Here is a 12,678-nt window from a genome sequence, read left to right as displayed (position 1 = left end):
TGGTGTGCCTCGATTTGCCGTGGTGACGTATTGGGGGTGGTGTGCCTCGATTTGCCGTGGTGACGTCCTGAGGTTGATGTGGGCGCATACCGTAGCGCGGCGTAAGCGGAGCGCACCCGCGAAGCAACGCGAGAGCGTTGCCGATGAGGGCACCGGGGGTGGCGGTGCCGTTTTGTGTTGCGAGGGCACGTTTGTGGTTCGGTGACGCTATCAGGGCGGCTGGCGCCGCCTCCGCGGGTGCCTCTTTCGCTCGTTGCTCTCGCTCTTTCGTTACGCCGCGCTACGGAGGTATCCGTGCCCGTGCCCCCATACCCAATGTTGGCGGTGTACCCGTAGCGCGGCGTAAGCGGAGCGCACCCGCGAAGCAACGCGGAGAGCGTTGCCGATGAGGGCGCCGGGGGTGGCGATGGCGTTTTGTGATTCGAGGGCGCGGTGGGTTCGGTGGCGTCATCAGGGCGGCTGGCGCCGCCCTCCGTGGGTGCCTTTATCGCTCGTTGCTCTCGCTCTTTCGTTACGCCGCGCTACAGGGGGCGCGGCATTAAGCGGGAGATTTGATCTGCTGGGGGCTGTGGGCTGCGTGGAGGCGTGCGATGAGCTGGTCCTCCAGGGCGAAGCGTTCGGTGAGCCCTTTGGCGAGCCGGTCGATCCAAGCGGGCAGCCTGGCCAAGTTTTGCTGGCAGCGTACCGGGCTGGCGAAGTCTTCGTCGAACTCCAGCACCATGGCGGTGGACATCTCCAACCGTTCCAGCAATCGGGCCGCAATGTGCAGAGCGCTTTCGTCGTTGAATGCCTTGGCCTCTTCAGCCAGCTGCGGGTAAATCTCGAAATGACCCGCGCTGATGTAATCCATCAGCAGCTCGCTGAAGGTGTCGATGCGCGCCTTGCTGACGGCTTCGAGCTCGGCATCACAGGCTTCCTTGAGCTCAATGAAGCTGACCAGTAGTGCGCGACGCTGATCCAACCAGCGGTCGATCAGGCTGTGTACGCCCCCCCAGCGCTCCAGGGCATTTTTGCAATCTTCGAGCATGGGGCTTCTCCTTGCTGATAGCCGCCTTCATCAGGGCTAGACTCGCTGTTCCTTCCAGCCCTGTCAATCCAGGCGGGCACGATTTCCTTGATACTGAGGTGAGTGCCTTGAATAATCAACGCTTGGCTAACGTACCCTGCCCCGTCACGGCTAGCCATAACATACGTAACGGCACCAGGGCGAGAATGACGAACCCGAGCAGCGTCCAGCCAGGCAGCGACAGCCCTAGCAGCATGAAATCGATTTCCGCGCACTCGCCGGAGCCGGTGAGCACCATGGCCACGACTTCCTGCATGGGCAGAATATCCATCATATAGTCCAGCCCTGGGCCACAGCTGGGCACCTCATCTTCGGGCAGGCCCTGCAGCCAGACATGGCGGCCGGCAATGAATGCCCCGATACCTACCGCCGCCAGGCTGAGCACGCCATATAACCCCTTGCCGAAACGGCCGCGGGGGTTATGAATGGCAGCCACGGCCAGCACCAGCCCAGCGGCGATGACCGCGACGCGCTGGAAAACACACAGCGGGCAAGGCTCCAGCCCGCCAATGTGCTCCAGTCCTAACGCCACGGCCATCATCAGGATACAAAAGGCGACGCCGAGTAGCGCGACCGGACGAATAGCGGATGAGGTCATTGCCCGTCCTCAGGTGTAATGGCCGATAGCGCTCGCGATTCACGCGCCTTGGTGAAGTAGTTTTCCAGGAAGGTGCTGAAGCTTTCGTGATCTGCCGCTTCGATATCGCGCTGCTGCTGGTGCGAGGTGTCGATGAGCTGTGCCAGCAGTGCTTCCCGTGAGCGCAGCATGGGAGTGCTCTTCAAGGCATCCGCCTGCTCCTGAGCTATACCAAGCAGTGTTTTGCTGAGCGAGCCATTGCCTGATTGCAGTTTATCCAGCAGTTGCGCAGAGGGCGTCAATTCAGGCTGTCGCAAGCGTGGCTGCAGTTCTGCCAGTGCGGCCGCATGGGGGGCGTCGTCTTCCACGGCGTCCAGCAGCCGAGCGACCTCGGCCATTTCCGCGAAGATCTGCTCGCCCCACTCGGGTAGCGTCACCGACTCCCCCTGACGCACGAGACGCAGCTCGGGGTCACGCCCACGCTCCACCACCAGGCGACGGTTGTCATCCAGGCGGTCACACTCTTCATCGGAAATCCAGGGGCTGTCGCTGAGCAGGCACCACATCAGGAAAGTATCGACGAAGCGCATCTGCACTTCCGTGACGCCCAACGGATCGAAGGGGTTGAGGTCAAGACAGCGCACTTCGATGTACTCGACGCCACGAGCTTCGAGTGCCTGGCTCGGGGTTTCGTTGTGCCGCGCCACGCGTTTGGGGCGAATATCGCTGTAGTACTCGTTCTCGATCTGCAGGATATTGGCATTGAGCTGCTGCCACTCATCACCTTGCCGAACGCCCAGCGCTTCATAATCGGGCCACGGTGTGGAAATCGCATGGCGCAGGGTGTTGACGTAGTTGGAGAGCGAGTTGAAGCAGATTTTCAGCTGCGACTGGACCTTGTTCTGATACCCCAGGTCGGACATGCGCAGCGTGGTAGCGTAGGGGGCGATATAAGTATCGTCACCGAGCGGCTGCAGCTTGCTCGGCACTTGCCCATTGGGCAGGAAGCTCTTGTCCACGGCGGGAGACGCACCAAACAGATAGAGCAGCAGCCAGCTATGGCGGCGGAAGTGACGAATCAAGCCAAAGTAGCGCGTCGAACGGTAGTCGTTGAACGGTACGTGGGTGGCTTTTTCCATCTCGCGCAGGGCGTACCACATGTCTTCAGGCAGCGAGACGTTGTAGTGCACCCCGGCAATGGCTTGCATTATCCGCCCGTAGCGCACGTCGAGCCCCTTGCGGTAAACGTGCTTCATGGTGCCCACGTTGGAGCTGCCGTAGTCGGCAATCGGCACGCTGTCGTTACCGGAGAGCCGGGAAGGCATGCTGCCAGGCCAGATCCACTCGTTATCGAGATGGTGATAGGTAAAGGTATGCAGATCGGACAGAAAGGCCAGAGCCTCCCTGGGTTCCGAATACACCGGGGTGATGTACTCCAGCAGCGCTTCAGAGTAGTCGGTAGTGATGTGCGGGTGGGTCAGCTTGGAGCCCAGCGCCTGGGGGTGTGGGGTCTGTGCGATATGGCCCTGCGCATCGACCCTCAGCCCCTCTTTTTCTAGCCCGCGACGCAGCCGCCCCAAACGACCCAGACGGGCGCTGGGGAGCAGGCGCTCGACCTGAGCGGTCAGCGACGTAGGCACCGTGAGTGGTTCAGACAAGGTGAACACTCCTTGTTGATAAGGCCTGCATGACGCAGGCCTTGTGGAAACCGGCGGGCGTGACCATGAGCTGTATCCTACCTGATAGGGAATAGTGGGCAGGATATGGCGGCAACCCTGTGTTTTTCAAGACACGCGACTATTTGCCCCGCTTGGCCTTCAACAACGCGGCACCCAAGGCACCCATGGCCGCCGGTGCATTGCCCTGCTGTTGCCCCTGGCGCTGGCCCGCCTGACGGCTGCTGCGCGCAGGCTTGCGCGGCTCCTGAGCGGCGCGGCTGCCGTTTTGCTCAGGCTGCTCTGGTTCATCGCTGAGACGCATGGAAAGCCCGACTCGCTTGCGGGGAATATCGACGCTCATCACTTTGACGGTGACGATGTCGCCCGCCTTGACCACGCTGCGCGGGTCGTCGATGAACCGCTCCGACAAGGCCGAGATATGCACCAGGCCATCCTGATGAACCCCGATATCCACGAACGCGCCGAAGTGCGTCACGTTGGTCACCGTGCCTTCCAGCACCATGCCCAGGGTGAGGTCCTTGAGCGTTTCCACGCCTTCGCGGAACTCCGCCGCCTTGAACTCCGGGCGCGGGTCTCGGCCTGGCTTGTCCAGCTCCTTGAGAATGTCGCTGACGGTGGGCACCCCGAAGCGCTCATCGGCGAAATCGGCGGGCTTCAGCGCCTTGAGGGTGGCGCTGTCGCCAATCAGGCCCTTGAGGTCACGCCCGCTTTGCTTGGCGATGCGCTCGACCAGGCTATAGGCCTCTGGGTGGACGGCGCTGGCATCCAGCGGGTTGTCGCCATTGCTGATGCGCAGGAAACCGGCGCACTGTTCGAACGTCTTGGGCCCCAGACGGCTGACGCCGAGCAGCTCCTTGCGGCTTTTGAAGGCACCCTGCAGGTTGCGCTGCGCGACGATGTTTTCGGCCATCGCGGCGCTCAAGCCAGCCACTCGGGAGAGCAATGCGCTGGAGGCCGTGTTGAGGTCCACGCCCACCGCGTTCACACAATCTTCGATGACGGCTTCCAGGCTGCGCGAGAGCTGCACCTGAGAGACGTCGTGCTGATACTGGCCTACCCCGATGGATTTGGGCTCGATCTTCACCAGCTCGGCCAGCGGGTCCTGCAGGCGGCGGGCAATCGAGACCGCCCCCCGGATGGTGACGTCGAGGTCGGGCAGCTCACGGGCCGCGTATTCCGACGCCGAGTACACCGATGCCCCAGCCTCCGACACCATGACCTTGCTCAGCGGCTGCGCGGGCGCCAGCGCCTTCACCAGCTCCCCGGCCAGCTTGTCGGTTTCACGGCTGGCGGTTCCGTTGCCCACGGCAATCAGCTGCACACGATGCTGCTTGACCAGCCGCGCCAGCACCTCCAGCGATTCGTTCCAGCGGTTCTGGGGAGCGTGGGGGTAAATGGTGGCCTGGTCGATGAACTGACCAGTGGCATCGATGACCGCTACCTTGCAGCCGGTACGCAGGCCGGGGTCCAGCGCCAGGGTGACTTTCTGCCCCGCCGGGGCCGCCAGCAGCAGGTCTTTCAGGTTGGCGGCAAAGACATCGATGGCGGTCTGCTCGGCCTGTTCGCGCAGGCGGCCCAGCAGCTCGGTTTCCAGTGCGGTGTAGAGTTTGACACGCCAGGTCCAGCGCACCACTTCCCCCAGCCACTTGTCGGCCGGGCGCCCTTCATCACGAATACCGACCTGACGGGCAATGGCCACCTGGGCAGGATGCACCGGGGCGTCTTCTTCACCGGGCAAACGAATGGCCAGCCCCAGAATCCCTTCGTTGCGGCCACGGAACATGGCCAGCGCACGGTGCGAGGGTACCCTGGCGAGTTTTTCGTCGTGCTCGAAGTAATCCGAAAACTTGGCGCCCTCCTGCTGCTTGCCTTCCAGCACCCGGGCGCTCAGCTCGCCTTCCTGCCAGAGCCGCTCACGCAGTTGGCCGATCAGCTCGGGGTCTTCGGCAAAGCGCTCCATCAGAATCTGCTTGGCACCGTCGAGGGCGGCCTTGGCATCTTCGATGGCGGGCACTTCCCCTTCTGCCGGGCGCAGGTAGCGTGCCGCTTCGTTTTCCGGGTCGAGGGTGGGGTCGGCCAGCAGCGCATCCGCCAGAGGTTCGAGACCGGCTTCCCGGGCAATCTGGGCTTTGGTGCGGCGCTTTTTCTTGAACGGGAGGTAGAGGTCTTCCAGGCGCTGCTTGGTGTCGGCAGCCTCGATGGTGGCCTTGAGCGCGGGGTCCAGCTTGCCTTGTTCATCGATGGCCGCCAGCACGGCTTCGCGCCGCTCTTCCAGTTCGCGCAGGTAACGCAGGCGCTCATCCAACTGGCGCAGTTGAGTATCGTCCAGCGCGCCGGTCACTTCCTTGCGGTAGCGGGCGATGAAAGGCACGGTGGCGCCGCCATCCAGCAATTCCACCGTGGCCAGGACTTGTTCAGGTCGTACGCCCAGCTCTGACGCCAGGCGCGCAATAATCCGTTGTTTGACATCCATAACGTGCAACCAGCTCATGCAGCCTTCGAGGTGCCGACACGGTACCACAAAGCACCTGTGCTGGCATGGCTTGCGCGCCCGAGACCGCCCTAGCGGTGGAACTGCTTCTCCCGCTCGGGCTGCCAGAAGATGGCATCCACCCGCAGTTTCACTTCGGTGGCATTGGGCAGCGGCCATTCGATGACATCGCCCACTTTCAGGCCAATCAGCGCGGCCCCGATCGGCGCCATGACGGAAATACCGTCTTCCACGCTGGCCAGCGCATGGGGATAGACCAGCGTGCGGATCATTTGCCGACCTCGGGTCAGGTCGGTGAAACGGATCTGGCTATTCATGCTCACGACGCTATCGGGAATGTCCTGCGGGTCGAGCACCTCGCCGCGCAGCAGCTCTTCTTCAAGCAATTCCGCCACCATCTGATCCTTTTCCGGTGCTTGATCGATCAGTCGCTGCAGACGCTCTGCATCGAGACGGTTGATGATGATTGGAGGACGTTGCCCCATGGTCTCTCTCCTTGATGATACCGACCATAAAAAACAGCCCTTCCCCAAAGGGAAAGGACTGTGGATATCTGCCATACGCAGGATAACTTATTTAAAGTGGCCCGGTAACTCACTGAACCAGGCCACTGACATGATCAGGTAACGCCCTGCTCGATCATGGCATCGGCCACCTTGCGGAAGCCTGCGATGTTGGCACCGAGCACCAGGTTACCGGGTTCGCCGAACTCTTCTGCCGTGTCAGCACACTGCTGATAGATATCGGCCATGATGTGCTTGAGTTTTTCATCGACTTTCTCTAGCGACCACTGCTCCATGCTGCTGTTCTGGGCCATTTCCAGCTGGCTCGTGGCCACACCACCGGCGTTGGCGGCCTTGCCAGGGCCGTAAGCGAGCCTGGCGGCAATAAAGCGTTCGACGGCGGCCTTGGTGGAGGGCATATTGGCCCCCTCACTGATACAGCTCACCCCGTTGGCGATCAGCGCCTGGGCATCCTGTTCGGTCAGTTCGTTCTGGGTGGCACAAGGAAACGCTACCTGCGCCGGTAGCCGCCATACGGCATGGCCATCGGCGGGGTAATCCCGTGCCGCCACATAGTGTGCCTCAGGATGCTCGTGAAGGTAAGCCTCCAGGGAAACCCGCTCCACTTCCTTCAGACGCTTGAGCAGCTCCAGGTCGATGCCTTGAGGATCATGAATCATGCCCTTGGAATCACTGCAGGTCACCGGTAGCGCACCGAGTTCCAGCAGCTTTTCGATGGTATAGATGGCAACGTTGCCCGCGCCGGACACCAGGCAAGTCTTGCCTGCCAGACTCTCCCCCCGGGCGGCCAGCATGTTCTGGGCAAAGTAGACCGCGCCGTAGCCAGTGGCCTCCTTGCGCCCGAGCGAGCCGCCCCAATTCAGCCCTTTGCCGGTCAGCACGCCTTCGTAACGCCCTGTCAGCCGCTTGTACTGGCCAAACAGATAGCCAATCTCGCGGGCACCCACGCCGATATCGCCGGCGGGCACATCGCTATGGGGCCCCACGTGGCGGTACAGCTCGGTCATGAACGACTGGCAGAAGCGCATGATCTCGTTGTCCGACTTGCCCTTGGGGTCGAAGTCCGCGCCGCCCTTGCCGCCGCCAATCGCCAGGCCGGTCAGCGCGTTCTTGAAAATTTGCTCGAACCCCAGAAACTTGATGGTGCCTGCGGTCACGCTGGGATGAAACCGTAGCCCCCCTTTATAAGGCCCCAGGGCCGAGTTGAACTGCACTCGATACCCTTTGTTGACCTGCACCCGACCCTTGTCATCCAGCCAACTGACGCGGAACATGATCTGCCGCTCAGGCTCGATCATACGCTCGATGATACTGTGCTGGTGATAGTGCGGCGAGCGCTCGAACAGGGGGCGCAAGCACTCGAGCACTTCCTCGGTGGCTTGATAGAACTCGGTTTGAGCAGGGCTACTCTTGGCAAGCCCCGCAAGGGTGTCATGAACGTAGGGCATGGCGTCGTACCGTTACCGTAATGAGAATGTCGTTATGCTGGCCAGCGCATGACGGTATTTAACTGTGACAGCGTTTTTCTGCATACCCTATGCCGGTTCGGTATGGGCAAAAAAACGGCTGCAACTCGACTAAAGTCGCACTTTTTTTGCCCACTATTGGCACATTAACCAAGCTTGATAAACGTTTTTTTAACGAATAGCGGCGCACAATAAAAAAAGGGAGGATGCCAGGCATCCTCCCTTGACGCGATGAAACAGCGAGTATCAGGTCAGCTGCGGGCCAGCCTTGATGATCGCTTCGTTGACGCCTTCGAACTTCTTGAAGTTGTCCACGAACTTGGTGGCCAGGTCTTGCAGGTGACGGTCGTAGGCGTCGCGGTCGGCCCAGGTGTCGCGGGGGTCCAGCAGGCTGGAGTCCACGCCCGGCACGGCCAGCGGCACTTGCAGGTTCAGGCCGTCGATGTGCCTGGTCTCGACATCACGCAGGATACCTGACTGAATCGCGCTGATGATGGCGCGCGTGGTGGGGATCGAGAAGCGCGAGCCGCCTTCACCGTAGGCACCACCGGTCCAGCCAGTATTCACCAGGTACACCTGGGCGTCTTTCTTTTCGACACGCTTGATCAGCAGGTCGGCGTATTCACGGGCCGGACGCGGGAAGAACGGCGCGCCGAAGCAGGTAGAGAACGTTGCCGCCAGACCTTCGGAAGAGCCCATTTCCGTGGAGCCGACCTTGGCGGTGTAGCCCGACAGGAAGTGGTAGGCCGCGGCTTCCTTGGACAGGATGGACACCGGCGGCAGTACGCCCGACATGTCGCAGGTCAGGAATACGATGGCGTTGGGCTCACCCGCCAGGTTTTCGGCCACGCGCTTCTCGACGTGCTCCAGCGGGTAGGCGGCACGGGAGTTCTGGGTCAGGCTGTCGTCGGCGTAGTCCGGCTCGCGGCGGTCATCCAGCACGACGTTTTCCAGCACGGTGCCAAACTTGATGGCGTTCCAGATGACCGGCTCGTTCTTCTCGGAAAGGTCGATGCACTTGGCGTAGCAGCCGCCTTCCATGTTGAAGACGATGCCGTCGCCCCAGGCGTGCTCGTCGTCACCAATCAAGAAGCGCGCCTGATCCGCAGAGAGCGTGGTCTTGCCGGTGCCGGAGAGGCCGAAGAACAGGCAGGTTTCACCATCTTCACCGACGTTGGCAGAACAGTGCATCGGCAGCACGTCGGCGGCGGGCAGCAGGTAGTTCTGCACCGAGAACATGGCTTTCTTCATTTCACCGGCGTAACGCATGCCAGCGATCAGCACCTTGCGCTCGGCAAAGTTGATGATCACGCAGCCGTCGGAGTTGGTGCCATCACGGTTCGGGTCGCACTCGAAGCCTGCAGCGTTGAGGATGGTCCACTCTTCCTTGGCGGCCTGGTTGTAGGCCAGCGGGCGCACGAACATGGTGCGGCCAAAGAGGTTTTGCCAAGCCGTTTCCGTGGTGACACGTACCGGCAGGTAGTGGGTGTTGTCGCTGCCCACGTGCAGCTCGGCCACGAAGCGCTCACGGCTTTCCAGGTAGTCTTCGACACGCGCCCACAGCGCCGAGAACTTCTCGGCGTCGAACGGGCGGTTGACGCTGCCCCAATCGATGCTGTCACGAGTAGAGGGCTCATCGACGATAAAACGGTCTTTCGGTGAACGCCCGGTGCGTACGCCGGTGTTGACTACCAGGGCTCCGTTCGCCGAGAGGCGACCTTCACCACGGGCCACGGCGCGCTCGATCAGTTCGGCGCTGCTGAGATTGACGTGGGCTTGAGGAGCGGCTTGAGTCGTGGTCATGTCGATTCCTGGGCCTTGCGGCCGTTTATCTCGTTTACCGGGCGTCGTACGACGCCTTTAAAAGTCATCCCAACCACTCGCAAACGGGCTGGGCGCGCTGAAGTCCGGCGCATTATGGCAAAAAGAAAGCCCCCGGGAAACGGGGGCTTCTCGCAAATATCTTGTAGTTAAACTACTACAATGACACTACATTTTGTGTTGCAACGCAGTATATTTTCAAACAACCGTTTGCCGGGTGCGCCGAGCGCATTGTCTCCTCTGGGGTGGCGCCAGGCCGCCTGAAAGCCCACCCCATCAGCAGCCGACTACACAATCAGTGAATGACTGGCGGTGGTGCGCCCGGGTCTTCCAACAAAATTTCAATATCTGCGGCGGTGTAGTGATATTTCGTGTGGCAAAAGTGGCATTGGGTGTCGATGGCGCCCTGCTCCCGGAGAATATCCATCAACTCTTCCTTGCCCAGGGTGTACAGCGCATGGCTCATACGCTCCCGTGAACAGGTGCAGCCAAAGCGCAGCGCCTTGGGTTCGAAGACCCTGACGGTCTCTTCGTGATAGAGCCGATACAGTACCTCACGCTGCTCCAGCCCCAGCAGCTCTTCGTTCTTGATCGTTTCGGCAAGGTGCACGCTGCGTTCCCAGGCATCCACGTCCTGGTTTTGCGAGGCATCCGGCAAGCGCTGCAGCAGCAGCCCGCCCGCCCGCTGACCATCGGCGGCCAGCCACAGCCGCGTAGGTAGCTGTTCGGACTGGCCGAAATAGGCTTCCAGGCAGCCCCCCAGGGTATCGTGATCCAGTGCCACGATGCCCTGGTAGCGGTGCCCTTCCTGAGGGTCCAGGGTGATCATGATCTGGCCGTCGCCGACCAGCTCACGGAAGCTTGCCTGCTCGCTGGGCAGCGCGGCCTCTTCGGCGATACGCGCAATGGCGCGCAGCTCACCGCCCGGGTTGGATTCTGCCATCAACAGCGCCAGCGCGCCCTGGCCGCGCACTTCGATGCTGAGCGTGCCGTCCAGCTTGACCGTATCGGTCAGCAGGGCCACCGCTGCCAGCAGCTCGCCCAGCAGGGCATTGACCGCAGGTGGGTAGGCATGACGGTCGAGCACTTCCTGATAGGCGGTGCTCAACGTGACGATTTCGCCACGCACGTTGGTTTGGTCAAACAGGAAACGCTGGATCTGATCAGACATAGTGAAACCATGAAGTGAGAAAGGGGAACGTCGGCAAGGCAGGCGTCAGCGACGCTACTCGCCCTGCTGGCGTTGAAATCGGTGTATATCGCGGCGCTGCTTCTTATCGGGGCGCTTGAGGGGATGCTGCATCGCTTCGTTGGTGAGCCGACGCGCCTCGGCTTCCTTGGCACGACGCTGGGCGCTGGCCTCGGTTTCGGCGTACAGAGTGCGTGCTTCAGGTGCGCCCCTGCGCTGGTCTGAAAGCGCCGTGACTTCCACCTCGTAAATGTCCCAGCCCTGGGGCACGCGAATCAGCGCCCCCAGCTCGACGTTCTTGCTGGTCTTGGCACGCTCACCGTTGTAGTGAACCTTGCCGCCTTCTATCGCTTTCTTGGCCAAGGCGCGGGTCTTGAAAAACCGTGCAGCCCATAGCCACTTGTCCAGGCGAACGCTGTCGCTCATTGGCACTCTCCTCATCTATTGGCTGCCCCTGAAGGCCGCCACTGGCGGATCACTCAGTGGCCGATGCCCAGGCCGCACTCATGGCAACAGTTGGGCAAATCGGTCCAGGGCCACGAACTCCTGCAGCTCTTTTTCGGGCCGCTGGCTATCGGGCTGCTTGATGCCTAGCAAGTACTTGATCCCGAACTCTCTGGCGCTTTCCAGTACCCGAGCGTTGTCGTCGATGAACAGGGTGCGTGCGGGGTCGAAGGGTTCTCGCTCCTGCAGCGCGAACCAGAAGGCCTGCTCCTCCTTGGCAGCGCCAAGGTCTTCCGAGGAGATGATGGCATCCAGGTAGTTTCCCAACCCGGTGAGCGGTAATTTCAGTGCAAGACTGGCGCGGTCGGCGTTGGTGGCCAGCACCACACGAGGATGGGCCTGCTTGAGCCAACCAAGGAAATCCAGTGCATCGCCACGTAACCCAATCAGGTGCTGTACTTCACGCTTGAGGGCCACGATATCGACGTTCAGCTCGCGGCTCCAATAGGCCAGGCTGTACCAGTTCAGAGTGCCCTGCTCACCGATGATGCGGCTCTTCAGCGCTTCCTGACTGGCTTGATCCAGTTGGTGCAGCTCGACGTAGCGGCGTGGCAGATGCTCCAGCCAGAAGTGGCTGTCGAAGTGAAGGTCCAGCAGCGTGCCATCCATGTCCAACAGCACCGTGTCGATCTCGCGCCAATCAATCATGGCCACTCCAGTCTTTGAGAGTAAGCGTGCTATTGTAGCGTAACCCGTTTTTTGCAGCCACGGAGGCATGATGGACCGCGACGATTCCACCACCAGCGACGCCACACAGCGCTACCCGCGCAAGCCCACGATTCTGGCTCGCCACCCCGTGGCCCAAAGCCGCTTGTTCCAGATCGAGGCGCTGGACCTGCGCTTTTCGAACGGAGAGGAGCGCCAGTTCGAGCGCCTCACCGGTGCCGACCGAGGCGCCGTAATGATCATCGCCATGCCGGACCCGGAACACGTATTGCTGATTCGTGAGTATGCGGCCGGTTTCGAAGACTACGTACTCACCCTGCCCAAAGGCCTGGTAGACCCCGGCGAGGATGTCGTGGCCGCCGCCAACCGTGAACTCATGGAAGAGTGCGGCTTTGGCGCCCACCGCATCGAGCCGCTGGTGGAACTCTCGCTGGCCCCCAACTACATGCGACACCGCATGCAGGTACTGATCGCCACCGACCTCTACCCCAAACGCCTGCCCGGCGACGAGCCCGAGCCCCTGATCGTGGAAACCCACGCCATCGAAGAGCTCCCCGCGCTGCTGCTAAGGGACGACTTCCACGAAGCACGCGCCATCGCCGCCCTCTACATCGCACGCGACCGATTACGCGAAGAGCAGCGCAGCAACGGCATTGATTTGCTCTAGTGCCGTTCAACCACTCCTGCGCCGTTAT

The 12,678-nt window shown here is 61.5% G+C and carries 11 protein-coding genes; 1 reads left to right on the top strand and 10 read right to left on the bottom strand.

Annotation, left to right across the window (positions count from 1 at the left end; genetic code table 11):
- Window positions 1–538: 538 nt before the first annotated feature.
- The 10 genes from rsd to yrfG form a co-directional block, all read right to left on the bottom strand.
- A complete protein-coding gene (rsd, locus tag B7L72_RS08210) occupies window positions 539–1,027 on the bottom strand; it encodes a sigma D regulator (protein ID WP_016913318.1) in 489 nt (162 codons plus the stop codon).
- Window positions 1,028–1,142: 115 nt separating this feature from the next.
- Window positions 1,143–1,664, bottom strand: coding sequence for a disulfide bond formation protein B (locus B7L72_RS08205; RefSeq protein ID WP_081193660.1), 522 nt, complete (start codon window positions 1,662–1,664; stop codon window positions 1,143–1,145).
- A complete protein-coding gene (gshA, locus tag B7L72_RS08200) occupies window positions 1,661–3,301 on the bottom strand; it encodes a glutamate--cysteine ligase (protein ID WP_081193658.1) in 1,641 nt (546 codons plus the stop codon). The genes B7L72_RS08205 and gshA overlap by 4 nt, the downstream gene beginning before the upstream one ends.
- 139 nt (window positions 3,302–3,440) lie before the next feature.
- Complete coding sequence (locus B7L72_RS08195; RefSeq protein WP_081193656.1) at window positions 3,441–5,795, bottom strand: Tex family protein; 2,355 nt, start codon at window positions 5,793–5,795, stop codon at window positions 3,441–3,443.
- Window positions 5,796–5,884: 89 nt separating this feature from the next.
- Window positions 5,885–6,298: a nucleoside diphosphate kinase regulator gene (gene rnk, locus B7L72_RS08190; protein ID WP_016913314.1), complete on the bottom strand. Its 414-nt coding sequence runs from the start codon at window positions 6,296–6,298 to the stop codon at window positions 5,885–5,887.
- 134 nt (window positions 6,299–6,432) lie between these two features.
- Window positions 6,433–7,785, bottom strand: a complete 1,353-nt coding sequence (gdhA, locus tag B7L72_RS08185) for an NADP-specific glutamate dehydrogenase (RefSeq protein ID WP_081193654.1) — start codon at window positions 7,783–7,785, stop codon at window positions 6,433–6,435.
- 264 nt (window positions 7,786–8,049) lie between these two features.
- The gene (locus B7L72_RS08180) at window positions 8,050–9,606 is read right to left on the bottom strand and encodes a phosphoenolpyruvate carboxykinase (RefSeq protein WP_081138212.1); all 1,557 of its coding nucleotides are present in this window, start codon (window positions 9,604–9,606) and stop codon (window positions 8,050–8,052) included.
- A gap of 313 nt (window positions 9,607–9,919) precedes the next feature.
- On the bottom strand, window positions 9,920–10,795 hold the full coding sequence (gene hslO, locus B7L72_RS08175; protein WP_081193652.1) for an Hsp33 family molecular chaperone HslO: 876 nt from the start codon (window positions 10,793–10,795) through the stop codon (window positions 9,920–9,922).
- A 54-nt stretch (window positions 10,796–10,849) separates the two neighbouring features.
- Window positions 10,850–11,239 carry a ribosome-associated heat shock protein Hsp15 gene (gene hslR / locus B7L72_RS08170; RefSeq protein ID WP_016913307.1) on the bottom strand — a complete coding sequence of 130 codons (390 nt, stop codon included), beginning with the start codon at window positions 11,237–11,239 and terminating at the stop codon, window positions 10,850–10,852.
- Between the two features lie 78 nt (window positions 11,240–11,317).
- Window positions 11,318–11,965 (bottom strand): GMP/IMP nucleotidase, encoded by a 648-nt coding sequence (yrfG, locus tag B7L72_RS08165; protein WP_081138208.1) that lies wholly within the window; start codon window positions 11,963–11,965, stop codon window positions 11,318–11,320.
- 70 nt (window positions 11,966–12,035) lie between these two features.
- Here yrfG and nudE point away from each other — a divergent pair, with 70 nt between their 5' ends.
- Window positions 12,036–12,650 (top strand): ADP compounds hydrolase NudE, encoded by a 615-nt coding sequence (gene nudE, locus B7L72_RS08160; protein ID WP_016913305.1) that lies wholly within the window; start codon window positions 12,036–12,038, stop codon window positions 12,648–12,650.
- Window positions 12,651–12,678 lie beyond the last annotated feature (28 nt).

Source organism: Halomonas sp. BC1, from assembly GCF_002078135.1.
In the GTDB taxonomy this organism is placed as follows: domain Bacteria; phylum Pseudomonadota; class Gammaproteobacteria; order Pseudomonadales; family Halomonadaceae; genus Vreelandella; species Vreelandella stevensii.
Note: the sequence above shows the minus strand (reverse complement) of the source record. Positions and strands in the feature narration are given on the sequence as shown.